This window comes from Salinisphaera sp., from assembly GCF_035690525.1.
Taxonomy (GTDB): Bacteria; Pseudomonadota; Gammaproteobacteria; order Nevskiales; family Salinisphaeraceae; genus Salinisphaera.
The window spans coordinates 15,862-39,082 of record NZ_DASSKM010000109.1 but is presented as its reverse complement, the minus strand read 5'-3'; the positions used below and the strand labels follow the sequence as shown (position 1 = coordinate 39,082).

The 23,221-nt window shown below is 64.2% G+C and carries 24 protein-coding genes; 4 read left to right on the top strand and 20 right to left on the bottom strand.

Annotated features, from left to right (window positions below; all coding sequences use genetic code 11):
- Positions 1 to 56: 56 nt before the first annotated feature.
- The 15 genes from VFJ08_RS07895 to VFJ08_RS07825 form a co-directional block, all read right to left on the bottom strand.
- Positions 57 to 359: an STAS domain-containing protein gene (locus tag VFJ08_RS07895; RefSeq protein ID WP_324996650.1), complete on the bottom strand. Its 303-nt coding sequence runs from the start codon at positions 357 to 359 to the stop codon at positions 57 to 59.
- A gap of 11 nt (positions 360 to 370) precedes the next feature.
- Positions 371 to 988: an ABC transporter substrate-binding protein gene (locus VFJ08_RS07890; RefSeq protein WP_324996649.1), complete on the bottom strand. Its 618-nt coding sequence runs from the start codon at positions 986 to 988 to the stop codon at positions 371 to 373.
- A gap of 142 nt (positions 989 to 1,130) precedes the next feature.
- Positions 1,131 to 1,616, bottom strand: a complete 486-nt coding sequence (gene mlaD, locus VFJ08_RS07885) for an outer membrane lipid asymmetry maintenance protein MlaD (RefSeq protein ID WP_324996648.1) — start codon at positions 1,614 to 1,616, stop codon at positions 1,131 to 1,133.
- Positions 1,617 to 1,631: 15 nt separating this feature from the next.
- Positions 1,632 to 2,417: a lipid asymmetry maintenance ABC transporter permease subunit MlaE gene (mlaE, locus tag VFJ08_RS07880; protein WP_324996647.1), complete on the bottom strand. Its 786-nt coding sequence runs from the start codon at positions 2,415 to 2,417 to the stop codon at positions 1,632 to 1,634.
- The gene (locus VFJ08_RS07875; protein WP_324996646.1) at positions 2,414 to 3,247 is read right to left on the bottom strand and encodes an ABC transporter ATP-binding protein; all 834 of its coding nucleotides are present in this window, start codon (positions 3,245 to 3,247) and stop codon (positions 2,414 to 2,416) included. Before VFJ08_RS07875 ends, mlaE begins: the two co-directional genes overlap by 4 nt.
- Complete coding sequence (lipB, locus tag VFJ08_RS07870; protein WP_324996645.1) at positions 3,244 to 3,939, bottom strand: lipoyl(octanoyl) transferase LipB; 696 nt, start codon at positions 3,937 to 3,939, stop codon at positions 3,244 to 3,246. The genes VFJ08_RS07875 and lipB overlap by 4 nt, the downstream gene beginning before the upstream one ends.
- The gene (locus tag VFJ08_RS07865) at positions 3,936 to 4,208 is read right to left on the bottom strand and encodes a DUF493 domain-containing protein (RefSeq protein WP_324996644.1); all 273 of its coding nucleotides are present in this window, start codon (positions 4,206 to 4,208) and stop codon (positions 3,936 to 3,938) included. Before VFJ08_RS07865 ends, lipB begins: the two co-directional genes overlap by 4 nt.
- 69 nt (positions 4,209 to 4,277) lie before the next feature.
- Positions 4,278 to 5,423: a D-alanyl-D-alanine carboxypeptidase family protein gene (locus VFJ08_RS07860; RefSeq protein ID WP_324996643.1), complete on the bottom strand. Its 1,146-nt coding sequence runs from the start codon at positions 5,421 to 5,423 to the stop codon at positions 4,278 to 4,280.
- Between the two features lie 72 nt (positions 5,424 to 5,495).
- The gene (locus tag VFJ08_RS07855; protein WP_324996642.1) at positions 5,496 to 6,407 is read right to left on the bottom strand and encodes a septal ring lytic transglycosylase RlpA family protein; all 912 of its coding nucleotides are present in this window, start codon (positions 6,405 to 6,407) and stop codon (positions 5,496 to 5,498) included.
- The gene (mltB, locus tag VFJ08_RS07850; protein ID WP_324996641.1) at positions 6,404 to 7,423 is read right to left on the bottom strand and encodes a lytic murein transglycosylase B; all 1,020 of its coding nucleotides are present in this window, start codon (positions 7,421 to 7,423) and stop codon (positions 6,404 to 6,406) included. The genes VFJ08_RS07855 and mltB overlap by 4 nt, the downstream gene beginning before the upstream one ends.
- Entirely contained in the window at positions 7,420 to 8,541 is a 1,122-nt protein-coding gene (rodA, locus tag VFJ08_RS07845; RefSeq protein ID WP_324996640.1) for a rod shape-determining protein RodA, read from the bottom strand. Before rodA ends, mltB begins: the two co-directional genes overlap by 4 nt.
- Positions 8,538 to 10,448 carry a penicillin-binding protein 2 gene (gene mrdA, locus VFJ08_RS07840; RefSeq protein WP_324996639.1) on the bottom strand — a complete coding sequence of 637 codons (1,911 nt, stop codon included), beginning with the start codon at positions 10,446 to 10,448 and terminating at the stop codon, positions 8,538 to 8,540. Before mrdA ends, rodA begins: the two co-directional genes overlap by 4 nt.
- Before the next feature lie 94 nt (positions 10,449 to 10,542).
- Positions 10,543 to 11,028: a rod shape-determining protein MreD gene (gene mreD, locus VFJ08_RS07835; RefSeq protein ID WP_324996638.1), complete on the bottom strand. Its 486-nt coding sequence runs from the start codon at positions 11,026 to 11,028 to the stop codon at positions 10,543 to 10,545.
- Positions 11,025 to 11,960: a rod shape-determining protein MreC gene (gene mreC / locus VFJ08_RS07830; RefSeq protein ID WP_324996637.1), complete on the bottom strand. Its 936-nt coding sequence runs from the start codon at positions 11,958 to 11,960 to the stop codon at positions 11,025 to 11,027. The genes mreD and mreC overlap by 4 nt, the downstream gene beginning before the upstream one ends.
- Positions 11,961 to 12,045: 85 nt before the next feature.
- Entirely contained in the window at positions 12,046 to 13,086 is a 1,041-nt protein-coding gene (locus VFJ08_RS07825; protein WP_324996636.1) for a rod shape-determining protein, read from the bottom strand.
- Positions 13,087 to 13,416: 330 nt separating this feature from the next.
- On the opposite strand from VFJ08_RS07825, the gene gatC reads away from it, so the two are divergent.
- From gatC to VFJ08_RS07805, 4 genes are all read left to right on the top strand, one after another.
- On the top strand, positions 13,417 to 13,704 hold the full coding sequence (gatC, locus tag VFJ08_RS07820; protein ID WP_324996635.1) for an Asp-tRNA(Asn)/Glu-tRNA(Gln) amidotransferase subunit GatC: 288 nt from the start codon (positions 13,417 to 13,419) through the stop codon (positions 13,702 to 13,704).
- Positions 13,701 to 15,146 carry an Asp-tRNA(Asn)/Glu-tRNA(Gln) amidotransferase subunit GatA gene (gene gatA / locus VFJ08_RS07815; RefSeq protein WP_324996634.1) on the top strand — a complete coding sequence of 482 codons (1,446 nt, stop codon included), beginning with the start codon at positions 13,701 to 13,703 and terminating at the stop codon, positions 15,144 to 15,146. Before gatC ends, gatA begins: the two co-directional genes overlap by 4 nt.
- A 9-nt stretch (positions 15,147 to 15,155) precedes the next feature.
- On the top strand, positions 15,156 to 16,613 hold the full coding sequence (gatB, locus tag VFJ08_RS07810; protein WP_324996633.1) for an Asp-tRNA(Asn)/Glu-tRNA(Gln) amidotransferase subunit GatB: 1,458 nt from the start codon (positions 15,156 to 15,158) through the stop codon (positions 16,611 to 16,613).
- Between the two features lie 475 nt (positions 16,614 to 17,088).
- Positions 17,089 to 17,505 (top strand): secondary thiamine-phosphate synthase enzyme YjbQ, encoded by a 417-nt coding sequence (locus VFJ08_RS07805; RefSeq protein ID WP_324996632.1) that lies wholly within the window; start codon positions 17,089 to 17,091, stop codon positions 17,503 to 17,505.
- Positions 17,506 to 17,548: 43 nt separating this feature from the next.
- Here the strand turns inward: VFJ08_RS07805 and VFJ08_RS07800 are convergent, their stop codons facing one another.
- The 5 genes from VFJ08_RS07800 to VFJ08_RS07780 form a co-directional block, all read right to left on the bottom strand.
- Positions 17,549 to 18,454, bottom strand: coding sequence for an SMP-30/gluconolactonase/LRE family protein (locus VFJ08_RS07800; RefSeq protein WP_324996631.1), 906 nt, complete (start codon positions 18,452 to 18,454; stop codon positions 17,549 to 17,551).
- A 24-nt stretch (positions 18,455 to 18,478) separates the two neighbouring features.
- Positions 18,479 to 19,453, bottom strand: coding sequence for an ABC transporter permease (locus VFJ08_RS07795; RefSeq protein ID WP_324996630.1), 975 nt, complete (start codon positions 19,451 to 19,453; stop codon positions 18,479 to 18,481).
- Positions 19,453 to 20,412 carry an ABC transporter permease gene (locus VFJ08_RS07790; protein WP_324996629.1) on the bottom strand — a complete coding sequence of 320 codons (960 nt, stop codon included), beginning with the start codon at positions 20,410 to 20,412 and terminating at the stop codon, positions 19,453 to 19,455. The genes VFJ08_RS07795 and VFJ08_RS07790 overlap by 1 nt, the downstream gene beginning before the upstream one ends.
- Positions 20,409 to 21,998 carry a sugar ABC transporter ATP-binding protein gene (locus VFJ08_RS07785; RefSeq protein ID WP_324996628.1) on the bottom strand — a complete coding sequence of 530 codons (1,590 nt, stop codon included), beginning with the start codon at positions 21,996 to 21,998 and terminating at the stop codon, positions 20,409 to 20,411. The genes VFJ08_RS07790 and VFJ08_RS07785 overlap by 4 nt, the downstream gene beginning before the upstream one ends.
- Positions 21,999 to 22,096: 98 nt before the next feature.
- Complete coding sequence (locus VFJ08_RS07780) at positions 22,097 to 23,191, bottom strand: sugar ABC transporter substrate-binding protein (protein WP_324996627.1); 1,095 nt, start codon at positions 23,189 to 23,191, stop codon at positions 22,097 to 22,099.
- Positions 23,192 to 23,221: the final 30 nt, after the last annotated feature.

Genomic DNA, 23,221 nt, shown 5'->3' with positions numbered 1-23,221 from the left:
CGTTTATTCGCGGACTGATTTGTCTTCCTTTTGTGTCCTTGTTTTGCAGGTTGGCATTAGTTCGCCCGGTCGAGCGGAATGACGTCGCCCAACGCACAGAAATCGATGATCGCGCGCATCTGCGACGGCGCGTTGGCGAAATGCAGCGTCGCCCCTGCTTTATCCGCATCGCGAATCCATTCCAAGAGCAACGCCACGCCGGCGCTGTCCGCCCGCGTGACGCCGCCCAGGTCGATCACCGTGTCGCGGCCGCGCTCGAACCAGCCCGCGGATTTGCGCAGGCGGGCCGGCACGTTGTCGACGTCCAACTCGCCTTCGACGCGGACGGTGTGAGCGGCGCTGTCGCTGGTATCGGTCACGGCGGCTTGAGCTAGGAATTGCCGCTGTTATAGCGTTTTTCCATCTCTTCGATGAAATCCTCCAGCCCTTGGCGCCGGATCGCGGAATTGAACTGGCCCCGGTAGTTGGTCACGAACGACAGATTGCCGACGCTGCCGTCGTAGACCTTCCACTGATCCTGCACCTTGTGCAGTTGCAGGCTCACCGGCGTGTCCTGGCCGTTGGGCGAGTGGATCACCGCGTTGAAGGTGACGCGCTTGGCGTCGTCGGGCGCGCGTACCGGCTTGTATTCGATATTGATGTCATTGTTGAAGCCGAGCAGGGCGCTGCCGTAGGTGCGGACCAGCATGTTCTTGAACGCGGCCTGAAAACGCTGGCGCTGTTCCGGCGAAGCCTGGCGCCAATAGCGGCCGAGTACCAACTGCGACATATAAGGCAGGTCGATCAGCGGTATCAAGTCACGTTCGATCAGGGCGTAGAGTTCCTGCGGGTTGTTGCGCAGTTCCGCGCGCCGCCCGTCCAGGTCGTTGAGCACCTTCTGCACGGTTTGTCTGGCGAGCTGCTCCGGCGGCGTCGGGTCGGCGCTGGCCAGAGCCGGCGCCATCAGCGCCACCGTGATGAAGGGGATGAGAACGCGAGTCCAACGCATAGCGGAAGCCCCTAAGCTGATAGGTCGTCGAATCTGTCGAAGTTTGTGTCATTGCCCTGAATCTGTCCTGAAGAACCGCCCCAGGGCAACCGATCGATGGCAATCGATGGCAAGGCGCGGCGCGACAGGATGCGGTGCGGGCTTAGCCACCGGAACCCGAACCGCCGCCGCCGCTGTCGGCGGACATGCTGGTCATGAACTGCCCGATCAGGTTTTCGAGCACGATGGCGGATTGGGTGATGATGAACTGGTCGCCGTCCTGCATGTTCTCGGTCGAGCCGCCGGGCCCGATGCCGACGTATTGGTCGCCCAGCAGGCCGGAGGTGAGAATCGAGGCGCCGGAATCCCTCGGAATCTTGTATTGATCCTGGATGTGTATGGTCGCGACCGCTCGGTAGGTGGTCTGATTGAGCTTGATGTCGGTCACCCGGCCGATGCGCACGCCGGCCAGATCCACCGGCGCGCCTACTTTCAGCCCGCCGATATCGTTGAAGGCGGCGGTGACGGTGTATCCCTCCGCGCTCCCGGTATTGGCCAGGTTGCTCACCCGCATCGTCAAAATGAAGATCGCGGCGATTCCGAGACAGACGAATAAACCGACCAGCAGTTCGACGGCTCTCGATGGCATAGCGTCGTTCCTTGATTAGCTACCGCTAAACATGACGGCGGTCAGCATGAGATTGGCGGCCAGAACCGCCAGCGAGGCGATGACCACGGTATGGGTGGTGGCCCGCGATACGCCTTCGGATGTCGGCGGGGCATGATAACCCTGAAAGACCGCGACCCAGGTGATGATGGCGCCGAAAACGCCGCTTTTTACGAATACGTTGAGAATATCGCGATTGAATTCGACGTTCGATTGAATGCCGTTCCAGTAAGCCCCGGCGTCCACCCCGAGCAGGTCCACGCCGACAAAATAGCCGCCGCCGGCCCCGATCGCCATCACGCAGAAGATGCAGGTCAGCAGCGGCATCGCGATCACACCGGCGATAAAGCGCGGCGCGACGATACGGCGCACCGGATCGACCGCCATCATTTCCATTCCGGCGAGCTGATCGGTCGCCTTCATCAGGCCGATCTCGGCGGCCAGGGCGCTGCCCGCACGACCGGCGAACAGCAGACCGGTGACCACCGGGCCGAGTTCGCGCACCACCACCAGCGCGACCGAGGTGCCGAGCGCGTTCTCGGCGCCGAAGTCGGCCAGCGCGCGATAGCCGGACAGGGCGAGAACCATGCCCACGAAGATGCCGGCCACCACCACGATCAGCAACGACAATACGCCGACCGAGTAGAGCTGCTCGACCACCAGCCGCGGCTTGGCCAGCAGCGATGGAATGGCGACGAGGGTACGGCCGAGAAAGATCGCGCTGCGGCCCAAATCGGCCAGCCAGCCGAACAACGCGTTGAAGATGTCCGCGGACCGGCTCATGCGCGGGGCCCGTCGAGCAGGTCGTCGGCGTAGGAGGTGTCGTTGTAATGAAACGGGACCGGGCCGTCGGCCGCCGCGGTCACGAACTGTTGTACCCAGCCCGACTCGGAATGCCGGATATGATCGGGGTCGCCGTGGTCCACGACTTCGCCGTCCGAGATGACGTAGACGTAGTCCGCGATGCCCAGCGTTTCCTTGACGTCGTGGCTGACCACGATCGAAGTCAGCCCGAGCACGTCGTTGAGCCGCCGGATCAGGCGCAGTAGGACGCCCATCGAGATCGGGTCCTGCCCGGCGAAAGGTTCGTCGTACATGATCATCTCGGGATCGAGCGCGATCGCCCGGGCCAGCGCCACGCGCCGCGACATGCCGCCGGAGAGCTGCGCCGGCGCCAGATCGCGCGCGCCGCGCAGGCCCACGGCCTCGAGCTTCATCAGCACGATGTCGCGGATCAGGCGTTCGGGCAGCCTGGTGTGCTCGCGCAGCGGAAAAGCGACGTTGTCGAAGACCGACAAATCGGTCAGCAAAGCCCCCGACTGAAACAGCATGCCCATGCGCTTGCGCTGAGCGAACAGCGTGCTCTGCGACATGCCGGCGACCGACCGGCCGTCGAACAGGAGCCGGCCGGAGCCGGCCCGCCACTGGCCGCTGATCAGACGCAGCAGGGTGGTTTTGCCGGTGCCCGAGGGCCCCATGATCGCCGTGATGCGGCCGCGCGCGATGTCGATATCGACGCCGTTGTAGATCATGCGCGAACCGAGCGTGAAATGCAGATCGCGCACCTCAACGAGGTTGTCGGTAGCGCCGGTGGTCGCGGTCGGGTCGGTCATGAACGGGATTCGGGCTGGAATGCGCGCCAGCCTATCAGATCGGCCGTTCGGGCCGGCGAATCCTCGGGCGTGAGCCCGAGAACGGCGCACAGATGGCCGCCCAGATCGTCGGCCACGCGATCCAGATCGCCCGGCCCGCCGAGCGCGGCGATCTGGGTCATCGCAAGCCCCTGATAACCGCAGGGATCGATCCGGCGGAACGGCTCCAGATCCATGTCGACGTTCAGCGCGAGACCGTGGTAGCTGTTCGAGCGCGACACACGCAGCCCGATCGAGCCGATCTTGGCGTCGCCGACATAGACGCCCGGCGCGTCGCGGCGGCCGTAGGCGTCGATATCGTAGCCGGCCAGGGTCGCGATCATGGCGTTTTCCAGGCCGGTGACGAGGCTGCGAATACCGATGCCCAGGCGTTTCAGATCGAGCATGACGTAGGCCATAAGCTGGCCCGGCCCGTGATAGGTCACCTGGCCGCCGCGGTCGATCGGTACGACCTCGATGTCGCCGGGCGCCAGCACGTGCTCGGCGCGACCGTTGCGGCCCTGGGTGAACACCGGCTCGTGGTTGAGTAGCCACAGCGCGTCCGCGTCCTCGGGCCCGCGCTCGGCGGTGAAGCGCTGCATGGCTTGCCAGACGGGACGATAGGGCAGAGGCTGCCAGCCGAAACGGCGGATGACGACGGGCCCTGTGCTCACAGCGACATCAGGACCTGTTCGTTGTCGGTCAAATCCTTGTAGATCGCGTCGAGCTGCGCGCGGCTTTGCGCGGTGATGGACGCGGTGACCGCGATATAGCGCCCGCCGCTAGATTCGCGGCAGCTCAGATCGTTCATGCTCAGCTCCGGCACATGCGCCTTGACCAGGGTGTAGACGGTCTGTTCGAAGGCGCTCCCGTGCCGGCCGAACGCCTTGATCGCGAACTCGCAGGGGAACTCGAGCAGGGTTTCGTCGTTGGATTCAGTCATGAAGCTACGGGGTCGCGGACCGGGGTCGGCGTCGGGCCGCCCGCCGGCGTGGCGGCCCGACCAGCGCGGCTATTGGAACATCATGAGGATGTCGTCGACGAACTGCGTGACGTAACCACCCTCGGCGATCGTCTTGCCGGCGTACAGCGGCTCTTCCTTGAGCGTCTTGTCATTGTACTTGATCGACAGCGTGCCCAGACGTTCACCCTTTTTGACCGGGGCGGTCAGTTGGCTCGGCAACTTGGCGCTGGTCGTCAGCGAATCACGCTGGCCGCGCGGATAGGCGATATAGACCGCGCCGTGGGCGACCACCGGCAACTCGTTTTCCGCGCCTTTCCAGACCCGGATCCGCGAAATTTCCTGACCCGCGGCGAACAGCTTGCCGTCGTTGAAGAAGCGAAAACCGTAGCTGATCAGAGCTTCGCACTGATTTTTGCGCGCGTTTTCCGAATCGGTGCCGGTAACCACCGAGATCACGCGCATGCCGTGGTCCTTGGCCGACACTGCCAGATTATAGCCGGCCGATTCGGTGTGGCCGGTCTTGCCGCCGTCCACGCGCGGATCGGACCAGAGCAGCGTGTTGCGGTTGTACTGCTGGATGCCGTTATAGGCGAACTTCTTCTGGTGGAAGTACTTGTCGTAGAGCTTAGGGAAGTGGCGCACGATCGCGCCGTACAACGTCGCGATGTCGCGTGCGCTCATGTAATGATCGGGATGCGGCAGGCCGTTGACGTCCATGAAGTGGCTGTTCTTCATGCCCAGATGCTTGGCATAGGCGTTCATGTAGTCGGCGAAGGTCGAGGCCGTTCCGGCCACATATTCGGCCAGGGCGACCGCCGCATCGTTGCCTGACGCGGTGATCAGGCCGTGCAGCAACTTGTCGACCGAGACCTTGTCGCCGACCTTGAGAAACATTTGAGAGCCGTGCATCTCCCATGCTTTTTTGCTGACCGTGACCATATCCGAGGGCTTGAGATTACCCTTCTTGATCTCGTCGAAAATGATATAGCAGGTCATCAGCTTGGTTATGCTGGCCGGCTCGATTCGCTGGTCGGGGTTCTTGGCCGCCAGCACCTGTCCCGAATTGTAATCCACCAGGATATAGCTTTTGGCGCCCAGCGACGGCGCGCTCGGAATCGGCAGATCGGCCGCGGTGGCGGCAACGCTGACCAGCAGGGCCGCGACGAACAAGAACAGGCGTTGGGCGTGAGGCATCGGGCTCGAACTCTTGGCGAACATGTAGGGTGGTGGAAGATGGCGAAGTTTAGCGTTTTGTGCGCGCTGCAGCTAACGTTTGACTTCGCGCACGGGAAATCCGGCAGCGGCGAGCTGCTGTTTGGCCCGCTGTTGGGCGGCCGACGAACTAAACGGTCCCACGCGGACACGATATAGGCTCATATCGGGCGACGGCGGTATCACCGCCACCGGGCCGACGCCCGCGGCGTTCGCGTGGGCCTTGGCGCGGCTGGCGTGGCCGGCCGTTGAAAAAGCCCCGATCTGCAGCGACGCGACCGGCGCGATGGTTTCGTCGGGGTCGGACGGCGGATTCTGTGCCCGGCGCAGCGGAACCGGCGGATCGGCGTGCTCCGGTGCATTGTTTTCCACGTACGGCTGATCGAGGGTTTCGGGCGTGACCGTGCGGATGCGCACCGGAGCGCTGCCTTCGTCGACGATGCCGAGCCGGCGCGCGGCGACATAGGAAAGGTCGATGATCCGGCCTTCATGAAAAGGGCCGCGGTCGTTGATCTTGACCACGACCTGTTTGTGGTTTTCCAGATTGGTGACCCGGACCCAGGTCGGGATCGGCAGGCTCTTGTGGGCCGCGGTCATGGCGAACATGTCGTAAGGCTCGCCGGAGGAGGTCCGCTCGCCGTCGAACTGTCGTCCGTACCAACTGGCCAGACCGGTTTGCGTGAAGCCGGCGGCGCTCTTCAATACGTAGTAGCGCTTGCCGAGCGCGGTGTAGCTGCTCGGGTTGCCGTACTCGGACAGCGGCATGTCCTTGGGCACCGCGTCGGGGATCTTGGACAGATCGATATCGATATTTTTCGGCGGCCCGTCGTTCTGGTAGTAACCGCCGCCACGGGACTTGGGCCCGGGGCTGCTCGCGCAGCCGGAGAGTACGAGCAGGGCGCCGGTGAGCGCGCTGGCCAGAGCGCTGGCCAGAGCCGGGCTCGTCCACCCACGCAACGCGCTCACGAGCCCACCGCCGGATGGGTGAAGGCCTTGATCTCGCGGCCCAGCTGATACACCGCCATGGCATACAAGGGGCTGGTGTTGTAGGTCATGATCACGAAGAAATTATGCTCGGCGATCCAGTACTCGGGCCCGTGCGGCCCGGTGAACTCGAGCAGGCCGACGCGCGTGTCGGTGGTTGGTGAGTCCGCGACTCGCACGCCTTTGGCCTTGAGTTCGCCCCAGCTATAGCGGGGTTTGCGGGTGTCGATATGGATATCGTCGATGGCCTCGGGATCGGCCAGTTCGGCCGGCTGTGCGATCGGCTGACCGCGTTGCCAGCCGTTTTTGGCCAGATAATTGGCGATCGAATCGATGATGTCGGCGGGCTCGTGCCATAAATCGCGTTGGCCGTTGCCGTTGCCGTCGACCGCGTAGTAGGCATAGCTCGACGGCATGAACTGGCCCAGTCCCATCGCGCCGGCATACGAACCGACGTCGTGGGTGCAATCCAGTTCTTCGCCTACGCAGAGGGTGATGAATTCGCCCAGTTCCTTGGTGAAATAGGTCGACCGCTCAGGGTAGTCGAAGGCCAGCGTGGCCAGCGCGTCGAGCACTCGATCGTCGCCGATATAACGGCCGTAGCGCGTCTCGACGCCGAGAATCGCGGCGATCATGTAAGCCGGCACACCGTATTTGGCCTGGGCTTTTTCGAACAGTTCGCGGTGGGCGTCGATATAATCGGCGCCCTGGCGTGCGCGTTCGCGTTGGACGAAGATCGGCCGGTACTCGGCCCAGGTGAGGGTTTTTTCCGCCGGTTTGCGCATTTTGGCCACGATTTCGGGCTTGTACTCCGCCTCGTTGAGCAGCCGTCGAGTGGTCGCCTTGGGAATATCCTGGTCGCGATACAGCCGGTCGATGAGTTTTTTGCCGGCGGCGGAATCGGCGTAGTCGCCGTGTGGAGCGTCCTCGGCGAGGGCGGCGCCGGCCGCCGTGAACAGGGCGAGCCCGAGTGCTACGTTCAACGCCAGTGTTTTCATGTCGCGAGCAACTTCCGGTGGGTGTGGATCGACATCAGAACGCCGAAGGAGGTCAGCAGCATGACCATCGACGTGCCGCCGAAGGAAATCAGCGGCAGCGGCACGCCGACTACCGGCAGCAGCCCGGCGACCATGCCCATGTTTACGAACGCGTAGAAGAAAAAGGTCAGCGACAGGCTGGATGCGGTCAGGCGCTGGAAAGTGTCCTGGCTCTTGACCGCGATGAACAGCCCGCGCGCGACGATGAAACCGTAGATCGCCATCAAACCGAGCACGCCGAGCAAGCCGTTTTCCTCGGCGTAGACGGCGAACACGAAATCGGTGTCGGATTCCGGCAGGAAGTTCAGATGCGCTTGGCTGCCGTTGAGCCAGCCCTTGCCGAACACGCCGCCCGAGCCGATGGCGATTTTCGACTGTGTAATGTGATAGCCCGCGCCGAGCGGGTCGCGCGCCGGGTTGAGAAACGTGAGCACGCGCTGTTGCTGATAATCGTGCAGGTTGAACCAGAACAACGGCGCAGCCGCGGCGGCGAGCACGATCAAGAGCAGGATGATGCGCCAGCGCAGCCCGGCGAAGAACAAGGCGCAACCGCCGCCGGCGACGATCAGCACGGCGGTGCCCAGATCGGGCTGTTGTACGACCAGCGCCACTGGCACGGCCACGATCGCGCCGGCCGCGATAACGTCGGTCAGCCGCGGCGGCAGGTTGCGATGGTGGAAAAACGCCGCGATCGTGAGCGGCACCACCAGCTTGGAGATTTCCGAGGGCTGGAAACGCACCACGCCCAGATCCAGCCAGCGCCTCGCGCCCATCGCGGCGTCGCCGAGCACGAGAGTAGCCACCAACAACAGCACGCCAACGATATAGACCCAGGGCGCGGTCACGCGGTACCAGTGCGGCGGGATCTGGGCCAGCGAGATCATGGCGACCAGGCCGATACCCGCGCGCACCGCCTGATCGATCACGATTTCGGTCGAACGTCCCGAGGCGCTGTAGAGCACGAACAGGCCGAGCAGGATGCAGCAGAGCAGGGCCACGAGTAGCTGTAGGTCGATATGCCAGTGCGCGAGCCATTGCGACAGCGTGGTCGGCCGATTGTGGGCGGTGGTCGTGCTCATGTATCGGTGCCGGCCTGGTCATGGGTCTGGCTGGCCTGCAGCGTCTTGCCGCCGGTCAGGCTGTTGAGATAGCTGTCGATCACGCGGCGCGCGATCGGCCCGGCCACGCTCGAACCGCCGCCACCATGCTCGACGACGACGGCCACGGCGATCTTGGGATTGTCGATCGGCGCGAAGGCGATGAACAACGCGTGCTCGCGCAGCCGGTACGGAATGCTCTCCAGATCCGGGGCGACCTCGTTCTGGGGCAGCCCCGCGACCTGTGCGCTGCCCGACTTGCCGGCGATCGGGTATTCCAGGTTCATGCCCACGTAGTAATGAGCCGTGCCGTGAATATTGTTGACCACGCCTTGCATGGCGTTGATCACGATTTGCCAGTGGCGTTTGTCGTGCAGTGAGATCGGCGGCAGCGCCCGCGGCTGATATTCGGTCACGACCCCGGTCCGCGGATCCTTCCAGGCCTTGAGCACGTGCGGCTTGTAGGCATGGCCGCGTTCGGCGATTTCGCTAACCGCCTGAGCCAACTGTAACGGCGTGGCGGTCATGAACCCCTGGCCGATCACCGTGATCAGGGTCTCGCCGGGATACCACGGCAGGTGCCGATTGCCGTGCTTCCATGCGCGCGAGGGCATGATGCCCGCATTCTCGCGCGGTAGATCGATACCGGTTTCCTGGCCGAAGCCGAACATCGAGCCGTAGCGGTGGATGTTGTCGATGCCGAGCTTCATCCCCAGCTTGTAGAAATAGACATCCGAACTGCGCTCGATCGCCTGGGTCAGGTCGATCCAGCCCTGGCCGGAGCGTTTCCAGTCGCGGTAGCGATGGCTCGATCCCGGTAGGGTGATATAGCCGGGGCACCACACTTTCTTGTCCGGGTCGATCACGCCGGTTTCCAGCGCGCCGATCGCCATGAACGGCTTGACCGTCGACCCGGGCGGGTACTGGCCCTGGAGCGCACGGTTGTACAGCGGATTGTGCGGGTTGTTGAGCAGGCGCGTGTAGTTCGCCTGGCTGATGCCGTCGACGAACAGATCCGGGTTGTAGCCCGGCTTGCTGACCATCGCCAGGACGCCCCCGGTCCCGGGGTCGAGCGCGACCACCGCGCCGTCCTGATCGCCGAGCGCGTTGTAGGCGATTTTCTGCAACGCCGAGTCGAGCGTGAGCACCAGACTGTCGCCGGCGGTCGCCGGATGCATCTCCAACTGGTGCAGCGTACGCCCGGCGGCGTTGATTTCGACCACCCGCGCGCCCGGATAGCCGTGCAGTTTCGATTCGTAGGACAGCTCGACGCCGACCTTGCCGATATGGGATGAGCCGCGATAGCGCTTGTCGTCCACCTTGGCCAGATCGGCCGCGGTGATGCCGCCGACGTAACCCACGAGATGCGCGGCGTATTTACCAAGCGGGTAGCTACGCCTGAGTCCGGCGCGAATATCCACACCGGGAAAGCGCTCGCGATTGACTTCAAAACGGGCGACCTCGGCTTGGGTCAGGCTCAGCCGTATCGGCGTGCCGCGAAACGCGGGTGTCTGTTTTTCCCGCGTATAGAAGCGCCGCTTATCGGCGTCGGTAATGTTCACGATCCGGGAAAGCCGCGCGATCGTGGACTCGACGCTGTCGGTGACCTGCTCCGGCACGATCTCCAGCCGGTAGGCCGGCTCGTTGTTGGCCAGCAGATTGCCGTGACGGTCGAAGATCAGGCCCCGCACCGGCGGCACGACCTCCATTCGCATACGGTTGTCCTGCGAACGGGTTTCGTAGTAGCTGTGCTTGTAGACCTGCAGATACACCACGCGCGCGATCAGCAGGCCGATCAGGATTACAAGCAGCAGGCCGGCGGCGATCGTGCGGATGATGAACAGGCGCCGCTCCGCCGCGTGATTCTTGATTGCGTCGTCCGCGGCCATATCCCCGCTCGTCGTCACCCTGATGCATGGCACGAGACCGCCGCGACGCGTACCAGGGCGCGCCCGTGTCGATCCTGTCGTAACCCCTTATCGACTATCCGACCTCTAATTCGGCGATCCGTTCCAGAAAAAAAGCCCAGATCGGCCAAAGCACGGCCGACGTGAATACCGGAAGCCAGCGTCCCCAAGGATTCACGTCCAGGCCGGCGACGCCGTCGATCCAGAACAGCACGAATTCGTAGATCGCGAAAACCGGCAGCATCAGCAGGCTCTGTTGGATCAGCGGAAAGCTCCACAGCAGTTCGCGCCCCTTGACCACCATATAAGCCGCCACCGCCATCGCTAGACCATGTTCGGAAAACGGCGTGCCGTAGAGCACGTCGATCGCCAAACCCGCGCACCAGGCCGCGATCGGCCCGAAACGCTGCGGCTGATTTGCGGTCCAGAACAAGACGGTCATGGTATAGAACGCCGGCTGGGCCGCGGAGACCGGGGTCGGCATCGGCAGCAGCGTGATGATCAGGGCCACGGCCAGGCTGGCGGCGATCAGCAGGCCGCCGACATGCTGATTGACGATCATGGGGCCTTGGCGTCATTGGCGCTGCCATCGTCGGGCGCGGCCGGCTTGCCCGATTGACCGGGATGATCCGAAGCGGGTTGGGCGCCGTCGCCGTGGTTGTTCCAGACCAGCAGCACCTCGCGGCCGTGGTTGAGATTGGCCGTGGGCTCGGCTGTCACATCCAGGAACTCCTCGCCGGGACGATGAACCACGCGGGTCACGCGGGCCACCGGATAGTTCGGCGGATAGCGGCCGCCCAGCCCCGAGGAGATCAACAGATCGCCGACCTCGATATCGGCGTTATTGGGCAGAAACGGCAATGTAAGCGCGCCGGTATGTCCGGTGCCCTGGGCGATGGTCTGCAAGCCGGTGCGGTTGACCTGGACCGGGATGCCGGTGTTCGGGTCGCTGATCAGGATCGCCCTGGAGGTCAGCGGCGTGACATCGGTGACCTGGCCCATGATGCCGTGCGCGTCGATCAGCGTCTGGCCGACGAACACGCCGTCCACGCTGCCCTTGTTGAGTTTGACGTATTGCCGGTACGGGTCCGGGCTGACCGACAGAATGCGCGCGATCAGCACGTTCCGGTCGATCGCGCTGGCCGAGGCCAGAAGCGCGCGAATACGCTCGTTCTCGGCCTTGAGCGCGGCCAGCTTCTGCAGCCGGCTCTGGAGCAGCAGCAGTTTTTGCGAAAGCTGCTCGTTTTCGTGGACCAGGTCGTCGCGATCGAAATAGTTCTTGAGATAATCGGCGGCATCGCCGGGTATCTCAGCGGCCATTTGCACCGGCTCGAGCGCCACCGCCAGTACGCCGCGCACCGTCGACAGGCTGTCGTGCGCATTGTCGACCATCATCAGCACGATCGAGACGATTGTGATCGCCACGATCTTTAGGCCGGGCGCGATTCGGCGGCCGAGAAAACGCGGTGTGTCGTCGTCGGAAAAATCTGCCACTAGCGCCGCCCCGCAGCGGCCGGTCGGTTTTGCGGCTGTTTTGTCGACCTATGAGTAGGCACGGTGTGCGGGCCCCCAGCGTGGGCTAGTCGAGTGCGAACAGCGCGCCCGACTTGCGATCGATCATCTCCAGCAGAATGCCGCCGCCGCGGGCCACGCAAGTCAACGGGTCGTCGGCCACGATCACCGGCAGCCCGGTCTCCTCGGACAGCAGCTTGTCCAGATCGGCCAGCAGGGCGCCGCCGCCGGTCAGCACGATACCGCGCTCGGCGACGTCCGAGCCGAGCTCGGGCGGGGTGGATTCCAGCGCCAGCTTGACCGCCGAAACGATGTTGGACAGCGGTTCGGCGAGCGCGTCCAGGACTTCGTTCGAATTTAGGGTGAAGCTGCGCGGCACGCCGGCCGACATATGCCGGCCGACCACCTCGATCTCCTTGATCTCGTGGCCGGGGAAGGCGGTGCCGATCCGGTGCTTGATGGATTCGGCGGTGGTTTCGCCGATCAGCATGTTGTACTGCCGGCGCACATAGTTGACGATCGCTTCGTCGAGCTTGTCGCCGCCGGTGCGCACGGATTCGGCATACACGATGCCGTTGAGCGAGATCACGGCCACTTCCGAGGTGCCGCCGCCGATATCGAGCACCATCGAGCCGCGGGCCTCGCCGATCGGGATGCCCGCGCCGATGGCCGCGGCCACCGGTTCGTCGACCAGATAAACGCGCCGCGCGCCGGCGTTCGAGGCCGACTCGCGAATCGCGCGTCGTTCGACTTGGGTCGAGCCGTAGGGCACGCAGACCAGCACCCGCGTCATCGGCCGCAGGAAACGCTTTTTATGCACCTTGCGGATAAAGTGCTGAAGCATTTTCTCGGTGACCGTGAAATCCGCGATCACGCCGTCCTTGAGCGGACGGATGGTGCTGATGTGCGCCGGCGTGCGGCCCAACATGCGCTTGGCATCGGCGCCCACCGCCTCGATCCGCTTGCCGCCCTTGGCGTCGGTGCGCACCGCCACCACCGAGGGTTCGTCGAGCACGATCCCCTGGTCGCGCGCATAAACCAGCGTGTTGGCCGTGCCGAGATCGATCGACAGATCGTTGACGAACAGGCCGCGAAAATTTTCCAGCATGGAGCTCACCGAGCACAAAAAATATGACGCGCGTTGCGCGCACCGGTCGCCGACGGGCGTCGACGCGAATGTCTTTCGCTCTTATTCTGTTGTTCAGATGAGCGAAAGGTCCCCTAAAGGTGCGCAATGCTAGCAACGGGGGACGTGCACGGCAACGCTCGATCGGTCGTATGTCCGAGAGCGTGTTGAAGTTTCGTGCGAGATCGCGCCAGCGCCCATCGGTTCGCGAGCCGAGACGCCGCATGCGCGATTGCGGCCTCTTTTATGCTACGTTTTGTCGCCGCGCGGGCGTGCTGCCCGCGAGCCGAACCCGAAAACGAGATCACCGCCGTGAGTCTGACCACCGATGACGTGCGCAAGGTCGCCCGCCTGGCCCGACTGGGGCTAAACGACGGCGCCGTCGCCGAGTATGCGACCCAGTTGTCCAGCATTCTGGACGTGGTCGACCATCTCGGGCGCGCCGATACCGATCATGTCGCGCCGATGTTCCATCCGCTGGATTTGACCGCCCGCCTGCGCGAAGACGTCGCCCGCGCCACGGTCGATCGCGAGGCGTTCCAGGCAATCGCGCCGGATACCGCCGAAGGGCTGTACCGCGTGCCCAAGGTGATCGAATGATCCACGAACGTTCCATCGCCGATCTGATCGCGGCGCGCGCCGCCGGCGAACTGAGCGCCGAGGCCGTCGTGGACGCCTATCTGGCGCGTATCGACAGGCATGGGGATACGCTCAACGCGCTGATCACCCGCACCCCGGAAGCCGCGCGTGCGCGCGCGGCCGAGATCGACGGCGCGCTGGCCGGCGCGCTGGCCGGGTTGCCGATCATCCACAAGGACATCTTCTGCACCCAGGGCGTGAAGACCAGTTGCGGCTCGCGCATGCTCGACAACTTCGTCGCACCTTACGACGCGACCGTGGTCGAGCGGCTGACTACGGCCGGCGCGGTGACGCTGGCCAAGGCGAATATGGACGAGTTCGCCATGGGCTCGTCCAACGAGAACAGTTTCTACGGCGCGGTGAAAAACCCCTGGAACACCGATTACGTCCCGGGTGGTTCGTCCGGCGGCTCGGCGGCCGCGGTCGCGGCGGGCCTGGCGCCGGCGGCCACCGGCACCGACACCGGCGGGTCCATTCGTCAGCCGGCGGCGCTGAGCGGCGTGACCGGCATCAAGCCGACCTACGGCCGCGTTTCGCGCTATGGCATGATCGCTTTCGCTTCGAGTCTGGATCAGGGCGGCTGCTTCGCTCGTTCGGCGGAAGATTGCGCGCACGTGCTCGCCGCCATGGCCGGCTTCGACGGGCGCGATTCGACCAGTGTGGAGGCCGACGTACCGGATTACGCGGGCCAGCTCACCGGCGATATCACGGGCTTGACCATCGGCTTGCCGCGCGAGTATTTCGCGGAAGGCCTGGAGGCCGGTAGCCGCGAGGCCGTCATGGCCGCGATCGACGAGATGAAAGCGCTGGGTGCGAACGTCGTCGAGATCGACATGCCGCATACCGATCTGGCGGTTTCGACCTATTACGTCATCGCGCCCGCCGAGGCGTCGTCCAATCTCGCGCGCTTCGACGGCGTACGCTACGGCTATCGCTGCGCCGACCCGGTCGATCTGGACGACCTGTACAACCGCTCCAGAGCCGAAGGCTTCGGCCCGGAAGTGCAGCGCCGCATCATGATCGGCGCGTATGTGCTTTCGGCCGGCTACTACGATGCTTATTATTTGAAAGCGCAGAAGACGCGACGGCTGATCGCGGGCGATTTCCACGCGGCCTTCGACCAGGTCGACTTGATCGCCGCGCCGGTCACCCAGGCGCCGGCTTTTCCGATCGGCGAGAAGGCCGACGATCCGGTGGCCATGTACCTCAACGACGTCTATACGCTGCCGGCGAGTCTAGCCGGCGTGCCCGGCATGTCGGTGCCGGCCGGTTTCGTCGACGGCCTGCCGGTGGGCCTGCAGTTGATCGCGCCGTGGTTTGAAGAGGGGCGGTTGCTGAACGCCGGCCATGCCTATCAACAGGCCACGAGCTGGCATACCCGCCGCCCGCCGGGTTTCGAATAGGGGCAGGTGATGAACTGGGAAGCCGTTATCGGGCTGGAAGTGCATATCCAGCTCGCGACCCGAAGCAAGATCTTTTCGAGCGCGCCGACCGCCTACGGCGCGGCGCCGAACACCCAGGCCAACGAGGTGGACGTCGCCATGCCGGGCGTGCTGCCGGTGATCAACGGCGAAGTCATCCGCATGGCCACGCTGTTCGGTTTGGCGATCGATGCGGATATCGCGCCTAGATCCGTGTTCGCGCGCAAGCATTATTTCTATCCGGATCTGCCCAAGGGCTACCAGATCAGCCAGTACGAGCTGCCGATCGTGGCCGGCGGCCATCTGGATATCACGGTGGGCGCGGGTGACACCAAGCGCATCGGCATCACCCGCGCGCATTTGGAGGAAGATGCCGGCAAGTCGCTGCACGACGCCTTCGATCGGGCCACCGGGATCGATCTGAATCGCGCCGGCACGCCGCTGATCGAGTGTGTGTCCGAGCCCGAGATCGCCACCGCCGGCCAAGCCGCGGCGTACGCCCGCAAACTGCATTCGCTGGTGACGTATCTGGGCATCTGCGACGGCAACATGGCGGAAGGCTCGTTCCGTATCGATGCCAACGTTTCCGTGCGCCCGGCCGGATCGAGCGCGTTCGGCACGCGCACCGAGACCAAGAACGTCAATTCCTTTCGTTTTCTGGAAAAAGCCATCGAGTTCGAGATCGAGCGTCAGATCGACGTGCTCGAGGCCGGCGGCGAAATCGTGCAGGAAACCCGGCTGTTCGACCCGGATTCCGGCGAGACCCGCTCGATGCGCAGCAAGGAAGAAGCGCACGATTATCGCTACTTCCCGGACCCGGATCTGCTGCCGGTGGCGATCGATGCGGCCTTCATCGAGTCGGCGCGCGCCGATTTGCCCGAACTGCCGGGCGCCAAGGCCGAGCGTTTCGAGGCCGAATACGGCGTCTCGACCGCCGATGCGGCCGCGCTCACGGCCTCCAGAGCCTGGGCCGATTATTTCGAGGCCACGGTCGCGGCCGCCGGTGCCGACAAGGCCGGGCTCGGCAAGCCGGCCTCGAACTGGATCGGCACCGAGCTGGCCGGCGTGCTCAATCGCGACGGCCGCGCGATCGGCCAAGCGCCGGTCAGCCCCGAACAGCTTGGCGGCCTGATCAAGCGGGTCAACGACAACACCATCTCCGGCAAGATCGCCAAACAGGTATTCGACGCGCTGGTGGCCGGCGAGGGCGAGTCCGCCGACGCGATCATCGAAGCCCGGGGCTTGAAGCAAATCACCGATACCGGCGCGATCGAGTCGTTCGTGGACGAAGCCATCGCCGACAATCCGGAACAGGTCCGGCAGTATCTCGACGGCAAGACCAAGGTCGTCGGTTTCCTGGTCGGGCAGGTGATGAAGGCCTCCAAGGGCAAGGCGAACCCCAAGGAAGTCAACCAGATGCTGGTGGAAAAGCTCAACGCGATGGCCTAGTTGGCCGCGGGCTGCGTTATCTGAAGACTGTTAACCGCAGATACACGCAGATTCACGCAGATAAGAAAAGTTGCTTGGTTGGCTTGCAGCGCGTTTTCCGTCGCTTCGGTATCATATTTTTTCTTCAATCTGCGCCCATCTACGTGTATCTGCGGTTACAAAAGAACGGCCTCGTGATACAGGTAAGGCGAATCCCAAGGAAGTCGATCAGGTGCTGGTGGAAAAGCTCGATGCGATGGCCTAGTCGGCGGGCTGCGTTCTCTGAAGACTATTAACCGCAGATGCACGCAGATTCACGCAGATAAGACAGCTGTTTGATTGGCTTGCTGCTCGGTTACCGCCGCTGCGGCATCCTTATTTCTTTAATCTGCGTAAATCTGCGGTTAAAAAAAGAACGGCCTCGTGATAGAAGACGGCAGACAGGGCCGGCCCGGCGCGTTAGTCTGTGGAACAGAATTTTTGATTCGCCAACGCCATGCAGAAAACGCTGACCTATGACACGCCGGGCCGCTCGACGCAGGATATCACCCGCGACGTGGACGCTGTCGTGAGCGAGGCGGGGGTCGAGACGGGGCTGGCGCATGTGTTCGTCAAACACACCTCGGCGTCCTTGATGATCTGCGAAAACGCCGATCCCACCGTGCGTCAGGATATCGAAACCTGGATGGCGCGCGCGGTGCCCGACGGCGATCCGATGTATGTCCACACCATGGAAGGCCCGGACGACATGCCCGGCCATATCCGTTCCATCCTCACCGGGATGGACGTGACGGTGCCGATTACCGGCGGCGCGCTCAATCTCGGCACCTGGCAGGGCATCTATTTATACGAACATCGCAGCGCGCCGCATTCGCGCCAAGTGGTCGTCACGCTTACCTCTGCGTCCGCGTGATTTCGGGCCGCAACGCGGCGCCGTGGCGATCATGAACACGCTCTTACGGCCACTGGGCGCCGGTTTGGGCGACGTAGATCGCATAGAGCGAGCTGCTCGCGGTGATGAACAGCCGGTTGCGGCGCGGCCCGCCGAAGGTCAGGTTCGAGACCGGCTCGGGGATATGGATCCTGCCGAGCAGCGTGCCGGCCGGGTCGTAGCAGTGCACGCCGTCGCCGGCGCTGGTCCAGATATTGCCATCGGTATCGATACGGAATCCGTCCGACACGCCGGGCTCGATTACGGCGAACACGCGCGGATTTTCCAGCCGGCCATCGCGTACGTCGAAGGCGCGGATATGATGATGACCCTCGGGATCGTGCGAGCGCGCGGTGTCCGAGACATACAGCACCCGTTCGTCGGGTGAGAACGCGAGCCCGTTCGGGCGCACGAAATCCTCGGCGACGACCCGCAGGTCGCCGGTGGCGGGGTCGAGGCGAAATACGAAGCAGCCCGCTTGTTCGGACTCGGCCTTATGGCCCTCGTAATCGCTCAGGATGCCGTAGGGCGGATCGGTGAACCAGATACTGTCGTCCGAGGCCACGATGACGTCGTTGGGCGAATTCAGCCGGCCGCCGTCGTAGCGGTCGGCCAGGACCGTGACGCGGCCGTCGGTTTCGGTGCGCGTGACCTGCCGGGCGCCGTGCTCGCAGCTGATCAGCCGGCCTTGTCGGTCGCGGGTATGGCCGTTGGCGTGCCGGCTCGGCTGGCGGAACACGCCGACATCGCCGGTGGGTGTCCAGCGCAGGATGCGGTCGTTGGGGATATCGCTCCACAGCACGATATCCGCATCGGCGATATAGACCGGCCCCTCGCACCAGAGCGAGCCGGTGTGCAGCCGTTCGAGCCGTGCATTCGGCTGGGTCAGTTCATAAAAACGCGGATCGATGTATTCGATCGTTTCGCTCATCAGGATATCCTTTCATGGACGGCCTCAACGGGCGGCCAGCTTCTGTCGCCCGTACAGCAGCAGTAACAGGATGATGATCGTTCCGAATACGATGTCCTTGCCGGCTTCCTGGATCTGCACGATCGACAGCACCGATTGCAGCAGAACCACGATCAGCGCGCCGGAGATCGAGCCGAGATAACCGCCGGAGCCGCCCATGATATTGGTGCCGCCGATGATCACCGCGGCGATCGGGACCAGCAGATAATCGCTGCCCATGCCGAGATAGGTTTGCGACGAATACCCGGTGAGCATGATCCCGGCCAGGGCGGCGCAGAAGCCGGAAGTGGCGAACGCGCCCAGATAGACCTTGCGGCTGTCCACGCCGGACAGGAACAGCGCCGATTCGTTGTTGCCGATTGCATACAGATAGCGGCCGAAGCTCGTCTTATGCAGGATTACCAAAGCCACCGCGCCGGCGGCGATCCAGACCAGCAGCGGCACGGGAATGCCGTACAACGAGCCCGAACCCAGCGCGCGCACGATCGGCGGCACGTCCACCCGGGGCGGCTGCGCGTGGGTATAGACCAGGGTCGCGCCCTGCATCAGCGCGTTCACGCCGAGCGTCCAGACCAGCGAATGGATACGGAATATCGCGGTGCCGATCGAGTTGAACATGCCGACCAGCGTGCCCGAGGCCAGCGCGGCCGCGACCGCGGTGGCCGTGCTGTAGCCGTGGCTGCACAGCGTGGCCATCAGGATCGCCGAGAAGGTCAGGTTCCACGGCACCGACAGATCGATCTGGCCGGTGATGATGACCAGCGTCTGACCGACCGCGATCACGCCGATGAAGGCGCCGATCTGCAGCAGGTTGCGGATGTTGTCCCACGATGCGTAGTGCGGGTTGATCGCCGCCGCGATCGCGAACAGCACGACCAGCAGAATGTAGGAAACCGTCACCCCCTGAAACAGCCAGGCGGGCAGGGCGGTGCGTTGGCGGGCGGGTGTTGCGGTATTCATTAGTTCGACATCACTCGGAGCCAGTGCCGCGTGCGCAGCCGCCAGCTATTGGCCACGGCCAGCACGATCACCAGAATCGCGCCTAGCAGCAGGTTTTGATAGAACGGCGACACGCCGCCGGCGAACAGCACGCTGATCAGCAGCGATAGGAAATAGGCACCGCAGATCGGGCCCAGCGCGACCCCGCGCCCGCCGCCGAGCACGGCGCCGCCGAACACCACGGCGGCGACCGAATTGAGCGTATAGCTGGCGCCGATCGTGGCGTCGCCGGAGGTGGTTTGGGCGGTTAGAAATATACCGGCGCAGGCGGCGAAGAAACCGCCCGCGGTATAGGCCCAGAGTTCGGTGCGCGCGACCGAAATGCCGGAGACGTGCGCGCCGTTGCGGTTGTCGCCGATCGCCTGAATCGCCCGGCCGAGCCGCGAGCGCATCAACGGCACCCAGGCTAGGCCCACGACCGCGAGCAAGAAGACCAGCGCATGCGGAAGATAGCCCCAGGACCGGGTCAGCGCATCGGCGAAGCCGCCGGGCACGAGCCCGCCGGGCTGCGGCCGGATCACCAGACCGATGCCAGTGAAGATATACAGTGTGGCCAGGGTAACGATGATCGGCTGGATACGGCCGTAGGCCACCACCAGACCGTTGACGAATCCGGCCAGCGTGCCGGCGGCCAGCGTGCCGATCAGCACCGCGGCCGCGATGCCCGGATGCGTGCCCATATAGGTCGCGGCAATCGCATTGGTGAGCCCGACGATCGCGCCGACCGACAAATCCACCCCGCCGGTCAGCACCACGATCAGCTGGGCGAGTGCCGCCAGCGCCAGCGCGGTGCCCTGGTTGGCCGATAGGGTCACGCCGAACGGCGACAGGATCATCGGCTGGATGTAAACGAACAGCACCACCAGTAAGATCAGGCCGATAACGGCGGTCAGCGAGCTGTAATAGCGTTCGACGATCACGAGGCGGCTCCGGCGGTTTGGGATACGGGCGGCGACGCGGCGCTCGTCTTTGTGCGTTCGCGCACGCCGAGCGAGGCGGCGAGGATGTTGTTCTCGGTGATCGGGTCGTCTTCCAGCGTTTCCACGATGCGACGATCGTTCATCACCAGCACGCGATGGCACAGCCCGACCAGCTCCGACAACTCGGTGCTGTAGAGCAGCACCGCTTTGCCGGCCCGGGCCAGTTCGCCGATCAACTCGTAGAAGACCCGCTTGGTGCCGACGTCCACGCCGCGGGTCGGGTCGTAGAACAGAAAGATGTCGCCGCCGCACTGCAGCCACTTCGCGAGCACGACCTTCTGCTGATTGCCGCCGGATAGCGACTGCACCGGCATTTCCATGCTCGCGGCCTTGATTTGCATGCGCTCCATGCCCTGAGTGGCGGTAGCGCGTTCGCGCGATCGATCGATCAGGCCGCCGCGGGTCAGGGTGGCGAGGCTGGCCAGCACGATGTTTTCGCGCAGCGACTGCGGCTGTAGCAGGCCCTGGGTCTTGCGGTCCTCGGGAATCATGGCGAAGCCGGCCCGGATCGCCTTCCAGGGCGTGCCGAGACGGACCCGCTTGCCGTGTACGCGCACCTCGCCGCCGAGGCGCCGCACCATGCCGAACAAGGCCAGCAGCAGATCGCCCTGGCCTTGGCCCTCGAGCCCGGCAACGCCCACGACTTCGCCGGCATACAGATCGAAGCTGATGTCGTGCAGCAGGTTGCCGGCGCCAAGATGCGCGACCTGCAGCAGCGGCTCGGCGCCGGCAGGCATCGGCGCGCGTTTGGGAAAGGACTGCTCGATGCGCTCGCCGAGCATGAGTTCGACCAGATGGGCCTCGTCCATGTCCGCGGCGTCGACCGTGCCGACGTCGGTGCCGTTGCGGAACACGGTCAGCCGGTTGGCGATCTCGCGCACCTCGGCCATGCGATGGGAAATGAAAATGATCGCCGTGCCGCGATCGCGCAGCCGCGCCAGCAGATCGAACAGGCGCCGAACTTCCTCGGGGCCGAGCGCCGAGGTGCCTTCGTCGACGATCAGCGTTCTTGGCTCGTGCGACAGCGCCTTGGCGATCTCGACCAACTGCTGATCGGCAAGGGTGAGGCGGGTGACCAGAATGTCGGGTTTGATATGGTCGATGCCGATCTGCTCGAATAGCTCGGTCACCCGGCGGCGCAGGGCGCGCCCGCGAATCTGGCCAAGCGCGCCGGTCGGCTCATGCGCCAGCATGATGTTCTCGGCCACGGTCAGGTGAGGGCAGAGCGACAACTCTTGAAACACCGCGGCCACGCCGAGCTTGGCGGCCCGGATCGGATTGTCCAGGCGCACCGGCTCGCCGGCCAGATGAATCGTGCCTTCGTCGGGCGGTTGCACACCGCACAAAATTTTCACCAAGGTGCTCTTGCCGGCGCCGTTGGCACCGAGCAGCACATGCACTTCGCCGCGGCGACAGCTGAAATCGGCATCCTTTAGCGCGATGGTGCCGGCGAAGTGTTTACCTATGCCGCGGGCTTCGAGGGCCGGTACGCCATTCGGCGCGCCGGCTGTGGACGGATCGACCATGGAACGCTCGCAGTCGATGAAAAAGCGGGGTGACGCAGCCGGGCGCTCGGCGCCCGGCCGGCGCCCGGTGGTCTCGGGTCACGGAATCGCGCGGACGCTCAACTGGTGGTGGCGTGATAAACCTCGGCCGCATTGAAATCCAGCCCGCAGTCGGGCACGCCGACCTCATCGAAGAAACTGTCCGGAATGCCCATGAAATAGTTCTTGCCTTTCTCGAGGTCGTCGTTGGTCACCGGATTTAGCGGCGCCTGGATCGACTGTGGCACTTTTTCGCCCTGCAGGACGCTCAGCGCGACCTTCATCGACAAGGCAACCAGCCCGGCCGACTGACCGATCGAGAGTATGGGGAAGCCCTCTTTCGCGGCCGCGATTCGGAAGCCGTTCTCGGCTTCGCCGGCGATCGGCGGCACTTTCAGGCCATTTTGCTTGAAGGCGTTGACCACGCCGCTGTCGCCGCCCTCGCTCCATACGGCATCGAATTTCGCGCCGGCGGCAATGGCGTTGGCCGTGACTTTCTGCGCCGTGCCGCTGTCCCAGTTGCCGTAGACCTCGGTGGTCCGGATACCCGAATGCTGGTCGAACACCGACCTGCCGCCCTTGTAGCGTTCCTGATCGACGAAGGTACCCGCCACGCCGCGGACCACCAGCACATGTCCCTTGCCCCCGATCTGCTCGACCACGAAATCGGCCCAGCGCTTGCCCATCTCGAACTGATTTTGATTGATGGCAATCGCCTTATCGGTGGTCACTACATTGTCGAAAGAAACCATGAGTATGCCCGCGCTGGCGGCGCGTTCGATCGTCGAATTCAGGCCCGTGGGGCTGGCTGCATCGAGCACGATGGCGTCCACGCCACCCAGGATCATCTGGTTGATCTGGGCGATCTGCGCGTTTACATCGTTGCCGGCGCTGGAGAGCCTGAAGTCTTCGATCAGAGGTTTGACGTCCGGGCGCTGCGCATACATCTTGGCGATCGTGACCATTTCGCTGCGCCACGCGTTGCCGATATAGGAATTGCTCAACGCGATCCGGTACGGTGGCTTCTTCTTCGGCCAGGAGAAAGTCGGGGTACCGGATTTCCACGGGCTGTAGCACTTGCCGCCCTCGGCCCAGGCCAGCGAGGGCAGCGTACCGAGCAGCATGGCCGAACCGAAACCGCCCGCGGCCTGAATGAGAAGGTCCCTGCGTTTCATGTCGTGTCTCCTCCGAGTGCCGAATCGTTT